At 54.2% G+C, this 19177-nt stretch carries 15 protein-coding genes, 2 tRNA genes and 1 pseudogene; 7 read left to right on the plus strand and 11 right to left on the minus strand.

What is annotated here, in order from left to right; genetic code table 11:
* Window positions 1-89: 89 nt before the first annotated feature.
* Window positions 90-494, plus strand: a complete 405-nt coding sequence (locus G163CM_RS08425) for a curli assembly protein CsgF (RefSeq protein WP_231827693.1) — start codon at window positions 90-92, stop codon at window positions 492-494.
* A gap of 36 nt (window positions 495-530) precedes the next feature.
* Here G163CM_RS08425 and G163CM_RS08430 read toward each other — a convergent pair whose 3' ends face one another.
* The 4 genes from G163CM_RS08430 to ghrA form a co-directional block, all read right to left on the minus strand.
* Entirely contained in the window at window positions 531-1010 is a 480-nt protein-coding gene (locus G163CM_RS08430; RefSeq protein WP_041686477.1) for a DUF1097 domain-containing protein, read from the minus strand.
* Between the two features lie 96 nt (window positions 1011-1106).
* A complete protein-coding gene (locus G163CM_RS08435; RefSeq protein ID WP_231827694.1) occupies window positions 1107-1661 on the minus strand; it encodes a TorD/DmsD family molecular chaperone in 555 nt (184 codons plus the stop codon).
* A gap of 20 nt (window positions 1662-1681) precedes the next feature.
* The gene (locus G163CM_RS08440) at window positions 1682-2419 is read right to left on the minus strand and encodes a phosphatase (RefSeq protein ID WP_015964910.1); all 738 of its coding nucleotides are present in this window, start codon (window positions 2417-2419) and stop codon (window positions 1682-1684) included.
* A 93-nt stretch (window positions 2420-2512) separates the two neighbouring features.
* Window positions 2513-3451, minus strand: coding sequence for a glyoxylate/hydroxypyruvate reductase GhrA (ghrA, locus tag G163CM_RS08445; RefSeq protein WP_231827695.1), 939 nt, complete (start codon window positions 3449-3451; stop codon window positions 2513-2515).
* Window positions 3452-3718: 267 nt separating this feature from the next.
* Between ghrA and G163CM_RS08450 the strand changes: the two genes are divergently transcribed.
* Window positions 3719-3806 (plus strand) — tRNA-Ser (locus G163CM_RS08450).
* A 323-nt stretch (window positions 3807-4129) separates the two neighbouring features.
* Here the strand turns inward: G163CM_RS08450 and G163CM_RS08455 are convergent.
* Window positions 4130-5032, minus strand: a complete 903-nt coding sequence (locus G163CM_RS08455) for a LysR family transcriptional regulator (protein WP_015964912.1) — start codon at window positions 5030-5032, stop codon at window positions 4130-4132.
* Window positions 5033-5146: 114 nt separating this feature from the next.
* On the opposite strand from G163CM_RS08455, the gene G163CM_RS08460 reads away from it, so the two are divergent.
* From G163CM_RS08460 to G163CM_RS08475, 4 genes are all read left to right on the plus strand, one after another.
* Window positions 5147-6007: a pirin family protein gene (locus G163CM_RS08460; RefSeq protein ID WP_231827696.1), complete on the plus strand. Its 861-nt coding sequence runs from the start codon at window positions 5147-5149 to the stop codon at window positions 6005-6007.
* A gap of 18 nt (window positions 6008-6025) precedes the next feature.
* Window positions 6026-6703: an isochorismatase family protein gene (locus tag G163CM_RS08465; protein WP_231827697.1), complete on the plus strand. Its 678-nt coding sequence runs from the start codon at window positions 6026-6028 to the stop codon at window positions 6701-6703.
* Between the two features lie 148 nt (window positions 6704-6851).
* Window positions 6852-6939, plus strand: a tRNA-Ser gene (locus G163CM_RS08470).
* 378 nt (window positions 6940-7317) lie between these two features.
* Window positions 7318-7977 (plus strand): hypothetical protein, encoded by a 660-nt coding sequence (locus G163CM_RS08475; RefSeq protein WP_231827698.1) that lies wholly within the window; start codon window positions 7318-7320, stop codon window positions 7975-7977.
* Between the two features lie 69 nt (window positions 7978-8046).
* On the opposite strand, the gene phoH is transcribed toward G163CM_RS08475, so the two are convergent.
* The 5 genes from phoH to putP all read right to left on the minus strand — a co-directional run bounded on the left by phoH (window position 8047) and on the right by putP (window position 14481).
* Window positions 8047-8835: a phosphate starvation-inducible protein PhoH gene (gene phoH / locus G163CM_RS08480; RefSeq protein ID WP_231827699.1), complete on the minus strand. Its 789-nt coding sequence runs from the start codon at window positions 8833-8835 to the stop codon at window positions 8047-8049.
* A gap of 630 nt (window positions 8836-9465) precedes the next feature.
* Window positions 9466-10725, minus strand: a complete 1260-nt coding sequence (gene efeB / locus G163CM_RS08485; protein WP_231827700.1) for an iron uptake transporter deferrochelatase/peroxidase subunit — start codon at window positions 10723-10725, stop codon at window positions 9466-9468.
* Window positions 10726-10730: 5 nt separating this feature from the next.
* Complete coding sequence (gene efeO, locus G163CM_RS08490) at window positions 10731-11846, minus strand: iron uptake system protein EfeO (protein WP_231827701.1); 1116 nt, start codon at window positions 11844-11846, stop codon at window positions 10731-10733.
* A 35-nt stretch (window positions 11847-11881) separates the two neighbouring features.
* The gene (gene efeU / locus G163CM_RS08495; RefSeq protein ID WP_231827702.1) at window positions 11882-12715 is read right to left on the minus strand and encodes an iron uptake transporter permease EfeU; all 834 of its coding nucleotides are present in this window, start codon (window positions 12713-12715) and stop codon (window positions 11882-11884) included.
* A gap of 257 nt (window positions 12716-12972) precedes the next feature.
* On the minus strand, window positions 12973-14481 hold the full coding sequence (gene putP, locus G163CM_RS08500; protein WP_231827703.1) for a sodium/proline symporter PutP: 1509 nt from the start codon (window positions 14479-14481) through the stop codon (window positions 12973-12975).
* 418 nt (window positions 14482-14899) lie between these two features.
* On the opposite strand from putP, the gene putA reads away from it, so the two are divergent.
* Window positions 14900-18862, plus strand: a complete 3963-nt coding sequence (gene putA / locus G163CM_RS08505) for a trifunctional transcriptional regulator/proline dehydrogenase/L-glutamate gamma-semialdehyde dehydrogenase (protein ID WP_231827704.1) — start codon at window positions 14900-14902, stop codon at window positions 18860-18862.
* Window positions 18863-18951: 89 nt separating this feature from the next.
* On the opposite strand, the pseudogene G163CM_RS08510 reads toward putA, so the two are convergent.
* A pseudogene (locus G163CM_RS08510) lies at window positions 18952-19043 on the minus strand (C40 family peptidase); the annotation flags it as partial.
* Window positions 19044-19177: the final 134 nt, after the last annotated feature.

Here is a 19177-nt window from a genome sequence, read left to right on the forward strand (position 1 = left end):
AAATCTTTGTATGGGGAACTATGATAAAAGCGTCGTGATACCACGCGTTCTCAAAAAACAATATCGCAGTATTTGATTGAGGGCACACCATGTTAAAACGTCATAAAGTGCTGTTGGGTCTGGCAGGCATTATGCTGGCGAACGTCTGTATCGCGGGGCAGCTTGTCTATACCCCGGTTAACCCAAATTTTGGTGGTAACCCATTAAATGGCTCCACGCTGCTTTCTGAAGCACAGGCGCAAAACGGCTACTCCGCGCCGAACTCCGATGATTCGTATGATCAAACCTCTGCACTCAGCGCCTTCACGTCATCAATCCAGTCTCAGTTACTGGGGAGTTTGATGGGTAACGTCAGTCAGGGGAAACCCGGTAAGCTGGTGACGGAAGATTTTATCGTCAACGTGACGAACACGGATGGTCAGCTGGTGATGAATATTACCGACAGGAAAACCAATCAAACCTCGCAAATTGAAATCAGCGGCATGAGCAACTAAAAACGAAACCGGCGACCACAAGGTCGCCGGTTTTTATTATTCTGCTGCGCGTTGTGTTGAGGCAGAAGTTCGCCGATTCGCCAGCCATAGCCCACTGTTTTTCATCGCGAAACCAAAAACCAGCCCAACGGCCAGTGAAGGGACGACCAGGCGCCAGTCGCCCTGCCCGGCAAACGTTGCGCAGGCTCCGATAAAGGTACCGGGAACAAACGACAACAGCAGCTGTTTTGCCTGAATACACATCAGAAACGCCACCACGCCCGTCATCAGGTAGCCGACGATCTCCAGGTGCGGCGCCATTGCGCTGCCGTAAATAATCACCTGCGCCCACAGCACGCCGCTCATCGTGGTGCATGCGGAGATAAGCAGGCCCTTCAGCCCACCTTGTGGGCAGGCAAAATAGGCGGTACAGCCGAGAAAACCGGCCCAGCTTAATAATCCCAACGACACCGCTACCCAGCCCCAAACGCCGGAGAGAATGCCTGTGGTGATTGCTATAGAGAGAAGTATGTTCATGGCGGGCATTTTAGCAGATGCCCGCCGAGTTAGTGAGATCGTGAACACGTTTTACGCAATGCAATTACATTCATTGCATCATAAACGTGATTTATATCACTCTTCTTCCTCTTCCTGCAGCTCGTCCCACATGGCGCTAATCGCTTCGCGGGTCAGGAGCGCCAGGGTACGCCAGAATGTGGTCGCGGCATGGGCTTCTACTTTGCCAAGGAAAGTGCCAACCCATGGCAGGAGATACTCTTCAAACAGCGTCTCAAGCGCCTCGTTTTCATCCTCTGCGGCATTATCTTCCAGCCAGGAAGCAGCCAGCAATAAAGTACCAATATGGTCGGCAGGGTTTTCGCCAAGAGGCATGCCGCGCGACGTAAGAAACGCGCGCACGTCGGTTTCTGACGCACCGTCAACCCACGCGCTACGGTATGGCGAAACGCGGCACTCTTCGCCCACAAACAGGGCGTTGTAATCTGCGGCAATTTGCTGAATATCACAGCTCTTTTGCAGACGGGTCAGCAGTTCATCCTGCTCAAGCGGCCAGTTCGCCGCCAGCTTCCCTTCGCGGATCAGGGTGAACAGCGGTACCAGCAGCGGGTCCTGCGGCTGACGGTAGTACAGCGAGCCCAGCGCCCGGCAGAGAATTGAAAACTCGTTCATTAATTAATCCATCTCATTCATTAAAATTCGGCAAATTCAGGAACCGGAGCTTTGCCGCGTGACTCCAGGAAATTCAGGAAACGACGTGGGGTAACATTAAGAATACGATCTTCGGGGAAATTGACGGCATCGAGGATCTTCCGGCACTCGCTAAATTCGCCCAGGGTAAATGCCGTGTGGGAGTCTGAGCCCAGTGCCAGCCAGCCGCCGGCATCGCGAACCGCTGCGGCGATAGCACGACAGTTACCTTCGCTACCCACACGCGAGGTCAGGAACGATGAGTTATTGATCTCCAGCGCCACCTGATATTTAGCTGCTGCCTCGGCTACGGCCTGGATATCAACCGGGAATTTCGGGTTCCCCGGGTGGCTAATCATATGCACGTTACCGCTGGCCATCGTGGCAATCATCGCTTGCGTGTGCGTGGCTTGATCCTGCGGCGGGAAAACCGGCTCGTGGAAGCCCGCAATAATGAAATCAAGCGAGGTCAGCATCGGCCCGGTACAGTCGATTTCACCCTGAGTATTTTTGATGTTTGCTTCGATACCGCGCAGGATCCCCACGCCATCAACGATACGCGGCCAGATACGCATATTAATAAAGTGCCAGGCGTGCGGTGCGTCGGCCATATCCGGGCCGTGATCGGTGATAGCAAAGAGTTTGATGCCTTTACGTTTCGCTTCGGCAATATAGTCATGCAGCGTGCTATAAGCATGCGTGCTGGCAACAGTGTGCATATGCAGGTCAACAGGATACATCACATTCTCCTCTATCGTGTTAGCGCCAAGAATAGCAGGAAACCAGGCCTTTTATTAGCGAAAACCCGGCAGAAGCCGGGTTTGTGGAGGCGATTAGTAACCACGCTGACGGTCGACCTGACCACTCACGTGGTCGCCACGCTCCAGCCCCGTAATCGTACGGGCAATATACGCAATGGCCTCCTGCGGGCGGGTGACCGCGGCGATGTGCGGGGTCATCACCACGCGCGGATGCTGCCACAACGGGCTTTCCTGCGGCAGCGGCTCACGGCTAAAGACATCGAGCATCGCGCCCTTCAGCTTATTGTCGTTGAGCGCCTGCAACAGGTCATCCTCCACGACGTGCACGCCGCGCGCCAGATTCAGCAGATAACTGTTATCCTGCAACTGATTCAGCAGATCGAGATTAATAATGCCAACGGTTTCCGCCGTATTCGGCAGCAGGTTGATTAAAACGCGCGTTTCACGCAGGAAATCGCCCAGTTCTTCGGTTCCGGCAAAACTTTGCACACCGGGCAACGTTTTGCGGCTACGGCTCCAGCAGCGTACCGGGAAGCCCCACGCCAGCAGGCTTTCAGCCACTTTACCGCCCAGCACACCTGCGCCCATGATACCAATAGTGAAATCTTCGCGATGATAGTCGGCCAGCGGCTGCCACTCAGATTTCTGCTGCTGTGCCTGATAATCATCAAAGCGGCGGAACCAATGCAGCACCTGACTTACGGCATATTCCTGCATTTGCAGGCCCATGCCGGTGTCTTCGAGGCGAAACAGCGGAATCGACTCCGGCAGCATTTCCGGGTTCGCTTTTAACTTACTGAGAATGGAATCTACGCCAGCCCCCAGCGCAAACACGGCTTTTAAATCGCGGCCCTGCAACATTTCTACCGGTGGATGCCAGACCAGCGCATAGTCGGCATGCTCATTGTCGCCCTTTTTCCACTCGCGAACGTTCGCGCCCGGCAGTTGCTTGCTCAGTTGGGCAATCCAGTACGGGGTATCAAAGGTCGGATGGTAAAAGATGATCTCCATAACTACTCCTGACATAAAGCGCCATCGTATTTTTATCTCTTCGGCGCGGTATTGATTGATTTTTTTAGCGGATCCTCAGCATAGCAAAATTATCTTATCAGTCCCGTAAAAAGCATTGTGGTGGCAAAAAAGGCGATTTATGACTGATTTAAAAGCAAGTTGCTTGAAGTTTGTCTAAACGATCCTTTTTTTAAAAAAGTTTATTGACGCAAGCAGCGGATTTCCCTAAATTAGCGCCCGTTCCAGCAGCAACGGAACAAACAATATGGTGAGGTGTCCGAGTGGCTGAAGGAGCACGCCTGGAAAGTGTGTATACGGCAACGTATCCGGGGTTCGAATCCCCGCCTCACCGCCATATTCGAGAAAGAGCTCGTACGAAAGTACGGGCTTTTTTTTTCGCATGTTGCACAGCCAGGCGGGGTGAGAAGCCCGGACCGGGGTTCGACAACTGGCGCAGCCAGTTGGACAGACCGCGAACGCAGTGAACGGGCTGCCCGCAGGGCGAGCGCAGCGAGTCAATCCCCGCCTCACCGCCATATTTTAAGAAGAGCTCATACGAAAGTACGGGCTTTTTTTTTCGCATGTTGTACAGCCAGGCGGGGTGAGAAGCCCGGACCGGGGTTCGACAACTGGCGCAGCCAGTTGGACAGACCGCGAACGCAGCGAGCCATTCCCCTTTTATTCCTCTTCCATCTTCTGGTACTCCTCAGCCAGATAATCGACCAATGCTCTCACCGAAGGCAGTAATCCACGCCTGGATGCAAACACCGCATGGATCACCTCGCGACGCGGTTGCCACTCATCAAGTACTGACACAAGCTCCCCTGACGCCAGCTGCTCCCTCACCATCAATAGAGGTAATTGCACAATGCCTACCCCCGCTATCGCGGCTTCACGCAGCGCCAGCATGTCGCTTGTTATCATGCGCGGTGTAAACCAGACTTCAGCACGCGCGCCCTCCGGTCCACTCAATTCCCAGCGATGCTGTTTACCCGCGCCAGGGCTTAAACCAGGCCAACTGCTCAACGAAGCGGGTGCCAGCGGCTTGCCCATACGCGCAACCAACTCGGGGCTCGCCACCAGTCGATGGCCACGATCCGCCAGCACGCGCATCACCAGATCGCTATCTTCAAAGGGCCGGGGACGTACGCGTATCGCGACATCGACCCCCTCCGCCACCACATCTACACGTCTGTTGGTCGCCTCGAGCTGCACATTGACGCCCGGATAACGCACCATAAATCGCGCCAGCATCGGACCCACGTGCACATGCAGTAATGTAACAGGGCATACGATCCTCACCGTACCGCGCGGTTCTGATTGTAACGTCGCCACCGCGTCCTGCGCCGCCTCCGCCTCTACCAGCATCGCTTTGCAGTGCTGATAGAACGTCTGCCCAACGTCTGTCACCGTAAAGTGCCGGGTGGTGCGATGGATTAACCTCACCCCAAGCCGCGCCTCCAGTTGCGCAATACGCCGACTCAGTTTCGACTTCGGCTGACTGAGCGCCCTACCGGCCGCTGCAAATCCTCCGTGATCCACCACCTGCACAAACCATGCGAAATCATTGAGATCCTGCATACCCACCTCATCGTTCTATTTTCAGAACAGTGTAGCGCCATTTTGCCATCTACCGGGATATTAACGGCGAAAGTAAGCTTAATAACATCAGAAACAGAGATGCAGGAGATAACGATGAAAAAGATTACAGGCGTGTATACCGCCCCCGCCCCGCATTGGGTGGGCAATGGCTTCCCGGTGCGTTCACTGTTTTCGTACCAGAGCCACGGTGAGCAGTTGAGCCCTTTCCTGCTCCTCGACTATGCCGGTCCCTTCACTTTTCCGGCGGGAAGCGAGAAGCGCGGTGTCGGCGAACATCCGCACCGTGGATTTGAAACCGTCACGCTGGTGTACGACGGCGAAGTGGAACATCGCGATTCAACAGGTAAAGGTGGCGTGATTGGCCCGGGTGATGTCCAGTGGATGACGGCAGGCGCGGGAATTTTGCACGAAGAGTTCCATTCTCAAGCCTTTAGCCAATCCGGCGGTGAACTCAAGATGATTCAGCTATGGGTCAACCTGCCGGCAAAAGACAAGATGGCGACGCCAGGCTACCAAAGCATCCGTGCAGAGGATATTCCGCACATCGCCTTACCCGATGGAAGTGGCAACCTGCGCGTCATCGCAGGCCGTTTTCAGGACGTCAACGGTCCGGCGCACACTTTCTCGCCGCTGAATGTCTGGGATATGCAGTTGAAACAAGGGCGCGACGTTGAATTTACGCAGCCCAATGGCTGGAGCACCGCACTGGTGGTGCTGAAAGGAGAAGTCGCCATAAACGGTGGAGAACGAGCCCGCGAAGGTCAGTTGGTGGTATTCAGCCAGCAAGGTGAAGCATTCAACCTTCTGCCGCAAACGGATTCCAGCGTACTCCTGCTGGCGGGTGAACCCCTGAACGAACCGATTATTGGATACGGGCCATTTGTGATGAATAACAAGGCGCAAATCGCCGAAGCGATTCGCGATTTTAATTCAGGCCGCTTCGGCCAGATTTAACAACACGAGGTAAATAACATGTCTATTCCCGCTAATTTTAACGGTGCTCGCCCGGTGATTGATGTTAATGATGCCGTGATGCTACTAATTGATCATCAAAGCGGCCTGTTCCAGACCGTAGCCGATATGCCTATGCCAGAACTGCGCGCCCGTGCGGCTGCGCTGGCAAAAATGGCAACGCTGGCAAAACTGCCGGTTATCACTACAGCATCGGTACCACAAGGGCCAAACGGCCCTTTAATCCCGGAGATTCACCAGAACGCTCCGCATGCACAGTATGTCGCGCGTCGGGGGGAGATTAACGCCTGGGATAACCCGGAGTTTGTCGCGGCGGTCAAAGCGACGGGGCGTAATACATTAATTATCGCCGGGACGATCACCAGTGTATGCATGGCTTTCCCGGCCATTGCGGCTGTCGCAGAGGGTTATAAAGTGTTCGCGGTGATCGACGCCTCTGGCACCTACAGTAAAATGGCACAAGAAGTTACCCTGGCGCGGGTAGTTCAGGCTGGTGTCGTACCAATGGACACTGCCGCTGTTGCGGCAGAATTGCAAGGTACATGGAATCGCCAGGACGCAGCCGAGTGGGCAGACGTTTATACCCACATCTTCCCTGCCTATCAGTTATTGATTGAAAGCTATGGTAAAGCGCAGGACGTCGTGAAAAACAACGAATTGCTCGATTCACAGCGTTGATTTACCTCCCCGTTCGCATCCGGACGGGGAATATGTTCAATGCTTAACCGAACGAGAGATAATTAAGAAATTATGCTTGACCGTTTTAGGGCAACTCCCTATAGTAGCGCCCCGTTGCCACCCAAGCAGTTCGGCAGCAAAACAATATGGTGAGGTGTCCGAGTGGCTGAAGGAGCACGCCTGGAAAGTGTGTATACGGCAACGTATCCGGGGTTCGAATCCCCGCCTCACCGCCATATTCGAGAAAGAGCTCATACGAAAGTATGAGCTTTTTTTTCGCATGTTGTACAGCCAGGCGGGGTGAGAAGCCCGGACCGGGGTTCGACAACTGGCGCAGCCAGTTGGACAGACCGCGAACGCAGTGAACGGGCTGCCCGCAGGGCGAGCGCAGCGAGTCAATCCCCGCCTCACCGCCATATTCGAGAAAGAGATCATACGAAAGTATGAGCTTTTTTTTCGCCTGTTGCACAGCCAGGCGGGGTGAGAAGCCCGGACCGGGGTTCGACAACTGGCGCAATCATCTGTGAACTCATCCTTTGCTTCCTCAACACAAAAAACTTAAACTAATTCACAGCAAAAGCTTCCAGGACAAAAAGGAACCTTGGTAAATACATATGGAAAATTCATTATTGTTTTTTTATTTTATATGGGGTGGGTTTTTATTATATTTCGTTATTACATTTATCAAAGATAAGTATAAATGGAAAAGTCTGACATTTACCGTCTCCTTAATAATATGTGGATACCTACTATCTCTCTCCTTCCCTACTCCAGGAGGCGTGTGGCTAATACTTACAATACTTGCAGCAATGGCACTTAACATCGTTTTATTTGTCTGCTTTGGTTTTATCAATCTGTACCTGATTGAAAAGTATTTTAAATCAGTCGTTAAGTTAATGAAGTATTCTTCACCTACCGATTTAATCAACAAACTGATTGAAGATCACCATAAATATCAATGGTATGCTCTACACATCCCTGCAGAAGACACTCTTGAAATTGGTATAAATCTCGATAAAAAAGATCCTGTAATTGGTAAAAAAGTGCTGATCAAGACGTTGACTGGTCGCTATTTAAACTTCGTTCCTGAATATATAACTGTAATTAAGGTTATGGAATCAAATATTATCTGTCCATTTCAAGAATTTTACGAATTTAACATACAAACTAAAACTTTGATCAATAGCTATATTGCCAGTATTACTCTGGGTGTCGAAAAATCCTGGCTTATTAGCAACATGACTAAAAATAGTAAACACGATCCAACACTATAGTTGCATAATTATAGATGCATACAAATGCCAAAGCCCGGTCACCCGGGCTTTGCCACAAACCTCACTTCATCAGTAATACGCTTTCAGCGTTCGCTGGCACAGCGCCGAACGCACGCAATCCTCTTTGGTAAAACGCACTACCCCTACCATCTCATCTTCTTCAAAGCGTTCCAGCGCGTCGCTGAGCCCGGACAAGACGCCGCGCGGCAGGTCACACTGGGTGATATCACCGTTAACGATAACCGTCACGTTTTCCCCGAGGCGCGTCAAAAACATCTTCATTTGCGCAGCGGTGACGTTCTGGGCCTCGTCGAGAATGACCACCGCATTTTCAAATGTACGTCCGCGCATATAGGCGAACGGCGCGATTTCCACCTTGCCGATTTCCGGTCGCAGGCAGTACTGCATAAAGGACGCCCCTAACCGTTTCACCAGCACGTCATAGACGGGCCGGAAGTAAGGCGCGAACTTCTCAGAGATATCGCCAGGCAAGAAGCCGAGGTCTTCATCAGCCTGCAATACCGGGCGGGTAACGATTATCCTCTCCACATCCTTATGAATGAGGGCTTCAGCCGCTTTTGCTGCACTTATCCAGGTTTTACCGCAGCCTGCTTCACCGGTAGCGAAGATCAGCTGTTTGCTTTCAATCGCATTCAAATAATGCGCCTGAGCGTCATTGCGGGCCTTAATCGGCGAGTTATCGCGGCTATCCCGCGCCATACCGATAGATTCCACGCCACTCATCTGCACAAGCGAGGTGACCGATTCTTCTTCACGCTGTTTATGACTACGTGAATCCCGTCTCAGCACACGTTTCGCTTCACGACGAGCTTTAGTCACTGCTTTTTGTCTTCCCATGGATAGCACCTTGAGTTGTAGGTTTACATCACACGTGCCGTTGGCAGCACGATTATGCGCACGAACGTCTGAGGTTTGGCTTCCTTGTAAGCCATTGCTTGCCTGTCGAACTGACGTGAAAGCACGACTACGCGCATCGCGTTCCACATCGGGTAAGAGAGTGTTGTTTTCAGAGTGAGAGATTTTTGAGGTGACGAAATCGCTGCCGGAAGCTGAACCTCCGCGCACAGTGGTGCGGTGACTGTTTTTACCTTGTCCGATAAAGGACGCTACCATTCGCGATCTCCATAGTGAACTGCATCACAACCGGGAACTACCGCTACTACTTATTAAATACATCAAAAATAATTAAGAATGCAATTTAAATTTTACCTAAAAGTAACAAATTAGACCCCATCTGTTCACAGACAGTCTCTTACATTTATATTACAGAATTATATCAATGGGATAGAAATAAGAAAAAAGAGTGGATAAAAACACCCACCCAAAGAGGTAGGTGTTTTTCAGATTATTGACAACGTGCACTTGTTAATGCCGGATGCGGCGTAAACGCCTTGCCCGGCCTACAAATTTTTGCAGGCATTTTGTAGGCCTGATAAGCGCAGCGCCATCAGGCAAGTTTGGCATGATTCAGGCTTCAAGCAGCGTTTGCCCAAGATAGGATGCCGATGACGGCACACCCGGCAGCACGAAGAAGTAACCGCCGCCGATGGGTTTAACGTACTCCTCAAGCGCTTCCCCATTCAGCCGTTTCTGTACCGTAAGAAATCCTTTTTCCAGATCGTGCTGATAGCAGACAAATAACAGCCCCATATCCAGCTGCCCCGAATGGGTCACGCCAAGGGAATAACTGTACCCCCGGCGCATCATCAGGCTGGATTGTGTTTCAGCGGTACGCGGGTTGGCCAATCTGATATGGCTGTCCAGCGCAATCACCTCACCGTCCGGGTCGCGACTATAATCGGGTACATCATGCTCATGCTGCATACCGAGCGGCGCCCCGCTGTGCTTGTCACGGCCAAAAATGGTCTGCTGTTCTTTGAGCGGCGTACGGTCCCAGAACTCGACGTGGAACTGAATAATGCGCACCGCCTGATACGAGCCGCCCACCGCCCACGCGGGTTCCTGTTGATCTTTCGTCACCCACACCACGTTGTCCATCAGCACGTTATCGCCGCTGTCCGGGTTCGCCGTGCCATCTTTGAACCCCAGCAGATTCACCGGCGTCTCTTTACCTTTACTGCGCGCGGCGTGGTCAGAGATAAACCCTTCCCGCTTCCAGCGCACGCTCAGCAGATCCGGCGTGTGCTTGATGATGTCACGCAAAGCGTGGATCACCGTGTCCTGCGTGTTGGCGCAAATTTGCAGCAGCAGATCACCATGGCATAACGCCGCATCTAATGAATCATTCGGAAAGCGCGTCATTTTTTGCAGCTTTTTCGGTGCATGCGCTGTCAGCCCGAAACGCTCATCAAACAGCGACTGCCCGACCGATACCGTCATGGTCAGGTTATCCGGGGCGATCCACGCCCCAAGAATCCCGGAATCCATCGGCGGCAAACGTGGATTTGGCGTCTCCGGCGCCGGGCCTCCCCTGGTAAGGAAGGCTATTCGCGTGGTCAGCAGACGCATCAACCGTTGCAGGTCAGCGCGATCGGACGCCAGCACATCAAACGCCACCAGCATCATCGATGCCTGCTGCGGTGTCAGCACACCCGCCTGATGCACCCCGTAAAAAGGCTGTTTCTCATCGCGCCCGGTCAGCGCTGGCGCAGCGGCTTTCGCACCGTGCGCCACCGGGCAACCCGCCGCCAGCGCCAGCGCGCCTACGCCCTTCAGCCAGCGACGGCGTGAAGGTACTTCCACGCCGGTTTTATGTTGCTCTGCCATGATGCTTAATCCAGACCCAGGATCCCGCGCAGCTGCGCTAAATCTTCCGCCAGAGTGGTGATTGGCCCCTTCAACGCGTTGCGATCCGCATCGGTCAGTTTGTCGTAGGTCTCAAAACCGTCTTTGGTACGATATTTGGCGAGGATCGCATCGACTTTCTTAAAGTTGGCATCCACCTTCGCCAGCAGCGCACTGTTCTCTTTTTGCAGTTGCGGACGCAGCAGGTCGACTATCTTCTGCGCGCCATCGATGTTGGCCTGGAAATCCCACAGGTCGGTATGGCTGTAGCGATCTTCCTCTCCACTGATTTTGCTGGCCGCCACTTCTTCAATCAGCCCGGCTGCACCGCCGACCACTTTTGACGGCGGGAAGGCCAATTCTTCGATGCGTTTTTGCAGGTCAACCACATCGCTGTAGAGCTGATCGGCATATTTCTCCATTCCTTTGGTGCTGTTATCTCCAAAGAGTGCCTTCTCAAGACGGTGGAAGCCGGTGAATTTCGGGTCAGCGGCTTTCTGCTCATAATCATCTTCACGGGCGTCAATACTGCCGTCGAGGTCAGAGAACAGCTCCGCGATAGGCTCAATACGCTCGTAGTACTGACGCGTAGGTGCATACAGGGATTTCGCTTTTTCGATATCCCCCGCTTTCACCGCATCGGTAAAGGCTTTAGTGGCTTTTACCAGTTCTGCCGTCTGCGCAGTCACATAGGTTTTATAGGCGGTAATCGCCTCGCCCAGGCTCAAAACCGCATCTGCTTTCGCCGCATCCTTGGTGGCTTCACCTTTAACAATCAGCTTGCCTTTCGGGTTGGTCAGCAGACCGCAGGTCATCTCATATTCACCCGGTTGCAGGTTGGCGGTCATCTTTTGCGTAAAACCCGGCGCGATATTTTCACGCTCTTCCACCACCATCACGCCCTTGAGGATCTCCCACTCCAGCGCCTTCTGGCTATGGTTCTGAATGATAAACTGTGTTTTACCGGCATTGACGGTGAGCGTCATCGGCTCACACTGTTTGTCGTTTACCGTGACATTGACCTTCGGTATGTCAGCAGCCTGCGCAGAGAATGCGAAAGAGCACAGCGCGGCGAGCACGCTACGGCGAAAAATAGTGTTCATGGTCCATCCCTTTCAATGAGTAAAAGCCATTTGCCTTACGGGGCGATACGTGATGCTGCGTTTGGCGCACGCGCAGGCCAGAAAAAGAGTGCCAGCGCAGGCAGTAAATAGAGTAACCAGACCGCCACTTCACTGACGCTTGGTGCTTCCTGGTAGCCAAAAATGCCTTCCATCAACGTGCCAAACAGTGAGTGGGTGGTGAGCGTGCCGCTGAAATCAAACGCGACATCCTGGAAGTGGTTCCACAGCCCGGCTTCGTGGAAGGCGCGAATCGCTCCGGCGGCAAGCCCTGCGGCGACCAGCAAAATAAACAGGCTGGTCCATTTGAAGAACGCGCCAAGGTTCAGACGAATGCCGCCCCAGTAGAGCAAGAAGCCCAGCACGACGGCGGTCGCCAGCCCCAGCACCGCGCCCAGCGGTGGCCAGATACCGAGATCCTGCTGGAACGCCGCCAGCAGAAAGAACACTGACTCCAGCCCTTCACGCGCCACGGCGAAAAAGACCATCATCACCAGCGCCCAGCCGTGATGATTGCCCCGCGCCAGCGCGTTATCCACCGCCTGCTCCAGTTGCTGTTTTACGTTGCGTGAGACTTTGCGCATCCAGAACACCATCCAGGTCAGGATGACCACGGCGATGACCGCCACGATACCTTCAAACAGCTCCTGTTCTTTTTGCGGGAATTCGCCGGTGGTTTCGTTGATGAAGATGCCCAGCCCGAGGCAAAGCGCCGCAGCCAGGAATACGCCAATCCACATCACGCCAATCAGGCCGCCACGCTGTGTGCGTTTTAAATAGCTGGCGATAAGGCTAACAATCAGCGCGGCTTCTAATCCTTCGCGCAGCATAATCAGAAAAGGCACAAACATGCGAACGTCCTTAAATGTGAATCGCAGTCAACACATGCAAAGAAAAGTAAATGTGAGTGATAGCGATTATCATTACGCAAAGACGAAATTCAAGTGAAATATGTCGGAAATGATAAGCAAATGTAAAAGAGACAAAGAGAGGAGAAAAAGACGTTTGTGTGTAAGAAACGCCGGATGGCACTTCGTTTATCCGGCCTACAGGAGAATTTGTAGGCCGGATAAGGCGTTAGTCGCCATCCGGCAATCAACGGTAAAGTTTACTCCGCCTGTAAACGCGACGGCGGCGCGGAATGGTAATGTGCGTCCGCTTCTTCAAAGCGTTTACGCATGGCCTCTGACGGCGCTTTGTCCAGCAGGCTGAAGATAACAATCCCCAGGCTACCGAAAATAAAGCCCGGAATGATTTCGTACAGGCCCAGCAGCTCGAAGTGTTTCCAGACGATCACGGTGACCGCACCGATAATCATCCCCGCCAGCGCGCCATTACGCGTCATGCGTGACCACATGACCGAGAATAGCACTACCGGGCCAAACGCCGCACCAAAGCCTGCCCAGGCGTAGCTCACCAGACCAAGTACTCGGTTTTCCGGGTTTGCCGCCATCGCAATCGCCACCAGTGCGACCACCAGCACCATGACACGCCCTACCCACACCAGCTCTTTCTGGCTGGCGTTTTTACGCAGAAACGCTTTATACAGGTCTTCCGTAATCGCGCTGGAGCACACCAGCAGCTGGCAGCTCAGGGTCGACATCACCGCCGCAAGAATCGCCGAAAGCAGAATACCGGCAATCCACGGGTTAAACAGGATTTGCGCCAGTTCAATAAACACGCGTTCGGCGTTCTGACTTACCGGGCCCGCAACCGCCGGGTTATTCTGGAAGTAAGCGATGCCGAAGAAACCGACCGCAACCGCACCCGCCAGGCACAGGATCATCCAGGTCATACTGATACGACGCGCATGCACGATGCTGTGGTGGGAATCGGCCGCCATAAAGCGTGCCAGGATGTGCGGCTGACCGAAGTAACCCAGCCCCCAGCCCATCAGAGAAATGATGGCGACGAAGTTCAGCCCTTTGAGCATATCGATATTCTCAATGCTCTTTTGCTTGATAACTTCCATCGAATCATCCAGGCCGCCCACGGCGAGGATAACCATCACCGGCGTCAGGATCAGCGCGAAAATCATCAGGCTGGCCTGCACGGTGTCGGTCCAGCTCACCGCAAGGAAGCCGCCGATAAAGGTATAAATGATGGTCGCGGCGGCACCGGCCCACAGCGCCGTTTCATAACTCATGCCAAAGGTGCTTTCGAACAGACGCGCCCCGGCCACAATGCCGGATGCACAATAGATGGTGAAGAACAGCAGAATTACCAGCGCAGAGATAATACGCAGCACGCGGCTCTTATCTTCGAAGCGCCCGGTGAAGTAATCCGGCAGCGTCAGCGCATTGTTGTTGGCTTCGGTGTGTACACGCAGACGACCGGCAACCAGCTTCCAGTTGATCCACGCGCCCACTGTCAGGCCGATAGCAATCCAGCTTTCCGAGATACCGGCGATAAAAATTGCCCCCGGCAGGCCCATCAGCAGCCAACCGCTCATATCCGACGCGCCCGCAGAAAGCGCCGTCACAAATGGCCCAAGACTTCGTCCCCCGAGGATATAATCATCAAAGTTTTTCGTCGATCGCCAGGCGAAAAACCCAATTAATATCATGCCAAAGATATAGACAAAAAAAGTCACCAGCATCGGTGTGCTTATATTCATTAAACTCTCCAGATTTATTCGTCGACAACATCCGACTTGTCGTTATTCCCTTACCGGAACGAGGTAAAGGCCTGTTGTGTTATTCAGGCGACCGTATCCTGACGGAAGCGAAGATTTTTCACAAATGATTTAACACTGCATTCACATCGAATGCATCCCTGTCGTAATACCATTTTCCTATAGGTTGCACTCCCTCACGCTTTTTAGGGTTGCACCATTTAGAACTGTTAACTAGCCCTCAAAATCAAGCTTTCAGATACATCGGTTACATTCCATACCATCAGTTTTTCTTTTAACAATAAATTCATTTCTCAGGTTGCAATTGATGTCACATTTAACACGGTTGCACAAAGTTGCAACATAGTAGATATTCTTGCTACGCCTAAAATATGACGACAAAACAACAGGAGTAGATGGCATGGGCACCACCACCATGGGTGTTAAGCTGGATGAAGCCACGCGCGAGCGAATTAAAAGTGCGGCCACGCGAATTGATCGCACCCCACACTGGTTAATTAAGCAGGCAATCTTTAATTACCTGGAAAAGCTGGAAAACGATGAAGTCCTGCCGGAATTACCGGCACTGCTCGCCGGGGCGGCCAATGAGAGCGATGAAATCGTCACCGCCCAGGAAGAGCCACATCAGCCTTTCCTCGAATTCGCCGAGCAGATCCTGCCGCAGTCCGTGAGCCGTGCTGCCATCACTGCCGCATACCGCCGTAGCGAAACCGACGCGGTGCCCATGCTGCTGGAGCAGGCACGCTTACCGGAGAACATCGCCGCTCAGGCTCATCAACTAGCCTGGAAACTGGCAGAGAAACTGCGTAACCAGAAAACCGCCAGCGGACGTGCAGGCATGGTGCAGAGCCTGTTGCAGGAGTTCTCACTCTCCTCGCAGGAAGGTGTGGCACTGATGTGCCTGGCCGAAGCGCTGCTGCGTATTCCGGATAAAGCGACGCGTGATGCGCTGATCCGCGACAAAATCAGCAACGGCAACTGGCAGTCGCACATTGGCCGTAGCCCGTCGCTGTTCGTTAACGCCGCGACCTGGGGCCTGCTGTTTACCGGCAAACTGGTCTCTACGCACAATGAAGCCAGCCTCTCTCGCTCGCTCAACCGCATTATCGGCAAAAGCGGTGAACCGCTGATCCGCAAAGGCGTGGATATGGCGATGCGCCTGATGGGTGAACAGTTTGTCACCGGGGAAACCATCGCCGAAGCGCTGGCCAATGCGCGTAAACTGGAAGAGAAAGGTTTCCGCTACTCTTACGATATGCTGGGTGAAGCGGCCCTGACCGCCGCCGATGCACAGGCCTATATGGTCTCGTATCAACAGGCGATTCATGCCATTGGTAAAGCCTCTAACGGGCGCGGCATTTATGAAGGCCCCGGCATCTCGATTAAGCTTTCTGCCCTGCATCCGCGCTACAGCCGTGCGCAGTACGACCGCGTGATGGACGAACTCTATCCGCGTCTGAAATCGCTGACGCTGCTGGCGCGCCAGTACGATATCGGCATTAACATCGATGCCGAAGAAGCGGACCGTCTGGAGATCTCCCTCGACCTGCTGGAAAAACTGTGCTTCGAGCCGGAACTGGCGGGCTGGAACGGCATTGGCTTTGTTATTCAGGCGTACCAGAAACGCTGTCCGTTCGTCATTGATTATCTGATTGACCTCGCGACCCGCAGCCGTCGCCGCCTGATGATTCGTCTGGTGAAAGGCGCGTACTGGGACAGCGAAATCAAACGCGCGCAAATGGACGGTCTGGAAGGGTATCCGGTCTATACGCGCAAGGTGTACACCGACGTCTCTTACCTCGCCTGCGCGAAGAAACTGCTTGGCGTGCCGAACCTGATTTATCCGCAGTTCGCCACCCATAACGCCCACACCCTGGCAGCCATTTATCAACTGGCCGGGCAGAACTACTATCCGGGTCAGTATGAGTTCCAGTGCCTGCACGGCATGGGTGAACCGCTGTATGAGCAAGTAGTGGGTAAAGTCGCCGAGGGTAAGTTAAACCGTCCGTGCCGTATTTACGCCCCGGTCGGCACCCATGAAACGCTGCTGGCGTATCTGGTGCGCCGTCTGCTGGAAAACGGCGCCAACACCTCCTTCGTAAACCGTATCGCGGATACCACCCTGCCGCTTGATGAACTGGTGGCCGATCCAGTTGAAGCCGTTGAAAAAATGGCCATTCAGGAAGGGGCTGCTGGTCTGCCGCATCCGAAAATCGCCCTGCCGCGCGATCTGTACGGGAAAGACCGCGCCAACTCTGCAGGTCTCGATCTCGCTAACGAACATCGTCTGGCCTCGCTCTCTTCCTCGCTGCTCAACAGCGCGCTGCAAAAATGGCGTGCCCTGCCGATGCTGGAGCATCCGGTTGCTGAAGGCGAAATGACGCCGCTGCCTAACCCGGCAGAGCCGAAAGATATCGTTGGCTATGTACGTGAAGCCAGCGAAAACGAAGTTGAACAGGCGCTGACCAGCGCGGTGAACAATGCGCCAATCTGGTTTGCCACGCCGCCGCAGGAACGTGCCGCCATTCTGGAACGCGCCGCCGTGCTGATGGAAGGCCAGATGCAGCAGTTGATGGGCATTCTGGTGCGCGAAGCCGGGAAAACCTTCAGCAACGCAATTGCCGAAGTGCGTGAAGCGGTCGATTTCCTGCACTACTACGCCGGTCAGGTACGTCATGATTTTGACAACGAAACTCACCGCCCGCTGGGCCCGGTGGTGTGTATCAGCCCGTGGAACTTCCCGCTGGCGATCTTTACCGGGCAAATTGCCGCCGCCCTCGCCGCAGGTAACAGCGTGCTGGCGAAACCCGCCGAGCAAACGCCGCTGATTGCCGCACAGGGGATTGCCATTCTGCTGGAAGCAGGCGTACCGCCAGGCGTGGTGCAACTGCTGCCGGGCCGAGGCGAAACCGTGGGCGCGCAGCTCACCTCCGACAACCGCGTACGCGGCGTGATGTTCACAGGCTCGACGGAAGTCGCTACCCTGCTGCAACGCAACATTGCATCACGTCTTGATGCACAAGGTCGCCCGACGCCGCTTATCGCCGAAACGGGCGGGATGAACGCGATGATCGTCGACTCTTCCGCGCTCACCGAGCAGGTTGTGGTGGATGTCGTGGCCTCTGCCTTTGATAGCGCAGGCCAGCGCTGTTCCGCCCTGCGCGTACTCTGCCTGCAGGACGATATTGCCGATCATACCCTCACTATGCTGCGCGGTGCGATGGCTGAATGCCGGATGGGCAACCCAGGCCGTCTGACCACCGACATCGGTCCGGTGATTGATGACGAAGCCAAAACTAATATCGAACGCCACATTCAGGCGATGCGCGCCAAAGGCCGCACCGTGTTCCAGGCGGCGCGCGAAAACAGCGACGACGCGCGCGAATGGCAGTCCGGTACCTTTGTTGCCCCGACGCTTATCGAGCTGGAAAGCTTCGATGAACTGAAGAAAGAAGTGTTCGGCCCGGTTCTGCACGTAGTGCGCTACAACCGCAATAATCTGGACAAACTGATTGAGCAAATTAACGCCTCTGGCTACGGTTTGACGCTGGGCGTGCATACGCGTATCGACGAAACCATCGCTCAGGTTACGGGCAGCGCGAAAGTCGGCAACCTGTACGTCAACCGCAACATGGTTGGCGCAGTGGTGGGCGTGCAGCCATTCGGCGGTGAAGGATTATCCGGCACCGGCCCGAAAGCGGGCGGCCCGCTCTATCTCTATCGCCTGCTGACCAGTCGCCCGGAAACGGCGTTGGGCACAACGCTTGCACGTCAGGACGCGGAATACCCGGTAGACGCACAGCTGAAAGCGCTGCTGGAAAAACCGCTTACCACACTGAAGAACTGGGGCAACGGTAATGCCTCGCTGAGCGCGCTGTGCCAGCAGTATGGCGAACTGGCGCAGGCCGGAACCCAGCGCGTACTGCCGGGCCCGACCGGTGAACGCAACACCTGGACGCTGATGCCGCGCGAACGCGTGCTCTGCGTCGCCGATGACGAACAGGATGCGCTGACCCAACTGGCGGCCGTCATGGCTGTCGGTAGCGAAGTGCTGTGGCCGGACGCTCCGCTCCAGCGCGAACTGGCGAAAAAGCTGCCGAAAGAGGTGAGCGAGCGTATTCGCTTCGCCAAAGCGGATGTCCTCATGAGCCAGTTCTTCGATGCGGTGATTTACCACGGTGATTCCGATCAGCTGCGTAAACTGTGTGAACAGGTTGCGGCCCGCGACGGCGCGATTGTTTCAGTGCAGGGCTTCGCGCGCGGCGAAACGAATCTGCTGCTGGAACGTCTGTATCATGAACGTTCGCTGAGTGTGAACACTGCGGCTGCGGGTGGGAATGCGAGTCTGATGACGATTGGTTAAACCACAGGGTACAGCTTTGCATGCCTGATAAGACGCAAAGCGTCGAATCAGGCATCAGCGCCTAACTGCCGGATGCGGCGTGAATGCCTTATCCGAATAGTTTCGCCGGTACGTGGCGAGTCGATAAATTGCCCATCGCCCAGATACACCCCATATGATCGGCTTTCTCGCGGCTGTGGATAGGGTGCTGTTTTATCCTTTCACGGTTGTGCTGGCGTAGCCATAACAAGCATAAACCGGGTAAAAAACAGGCGCTGATTTTACCGGCCCGGCGGAGAAAACGGGGTTAATAATGGCTTATTAATACATTATTAA

The organism is Pseudocitrobacter corydidari (assembly GCF_021172065.1).
GTDB classification, from domain to species: Bacteria; Pseudomonadota; Gammaproteobacteria; order Enterobacterales; family Enterobacteriaceae; genus Pseudocitrobacter; species Pseudocitrobacter corydidari.

What these genes read in the sequence shown, in the direction of transcription:
- G163CM_RS08475 (WP_231827698.1), top strand. Translation starts at nt 7,318, where the DNA reads ATGGAAAATTCATTATTGTTTTTTTATTTTATATGGGGTGGGTTTTTA.
- putA (WP_231827704.1), top strand. Translation starts at nt 14,900, where the DNA reads ATGGGCACCACCACCATGGGTGTTAAGCTGGATGAAGCCACGCGCGAG.
- ghrA (WP_231827695.1), bottom strand. Translation starts at nt 3,451, where the DNA reads ATGGAGATCATCTTTTACCATCCGACCTTTGATACCCCGTACTGGATT.
- G163CM_RS08440 (WP_015964910.1), bottom strand. Translation starts at nt 2,419, where the DNA reads ATGTATCCTGTTGACCTGCATATGCACACTGTTGCCAGCACGCATGCT.
- G163CM_RS08425 (WP_231827693.1), top strand. Translation starts at nt 90, where the DNA reads ATGTTAAAACGTCATAAAGTGCTGTTGGGTCTGGCAGGCATTATGCTG.
- G163CM_RS08430 (WP_041686477.1), bottom strand. Translation starts at nt 1,010, where the DNA reads ATGAACATACTTCTCTCTATAGCAATCACCACAGGCATTCTCTCCGGC.
- putP (WP_231827703.1), bottom strand. Translation starts at nt 14,481, where the DNA reads ATGAATATAAGCACACCGATGCTGGTGACTTTTTTTGTCTATATCTTT.
- efeB (WP_231827700.1), bottom strand. Translation starts at nt 10,725, where the DNA reads ATGGCAGAGCAACATAAAACCGGCGTGGAAGTACCTTCACGCCGTCGC.
- G163CM_RS08465 (WP_231827697.1), top strand. Translation starts at nt 6,026, where the DNA reads ATGTCTATTCCCGCTAATTTTAACGGTGCTCGCCCGGTGATTGATGTT.
- phoH (WP_231827699.1), bottom strand. Translation starts at nt 8,835, where the DNA reads ATGGGAAGACAAAAAGCAGTGACTAAAGCTCGTCGTGAAGCGAAACGT.
- G163CM_RS08455 (WP_015964912.1), bottom strand. Translation starts at nt 5,032, where the DNA reads ATGCAGGATCTCAATGATTTCGCATGGTTTGTGCAGGTGGTGGATCAC.
- efeU (WP_231827702.1), bottom strand. Translation starts at nt 12,715, where the DNA reads ATGTTTGTGCCTTTTCTGATTATGCTGCGCGAAGGATTAGAAGCCGCG.
- efeO (WP_231827701.1), bottom strand. Translation starts at nt 11,846, where the DNA reads ATGAACACTATTTTTCGCCGTAGCGTGCTCGCCGCGCTGTGCTCTTTC.
- G163CM_RS08435 (WP_231827694.1), bottom strand. Translation starts at nt 1,661, where the DNA reads ATGAACGAGTTTTCAATTCTCTGCCGGGCGCTGGGCTCGCTGTACTAC.
- G163CM_RS08460 (WP_231827696.1), top strand. Translation starts at nt 5,147, where the DNA reads ATGAAAAAGATTACAGGCGTGTATACCGCCCCCGCCCCGCATTGGGTG.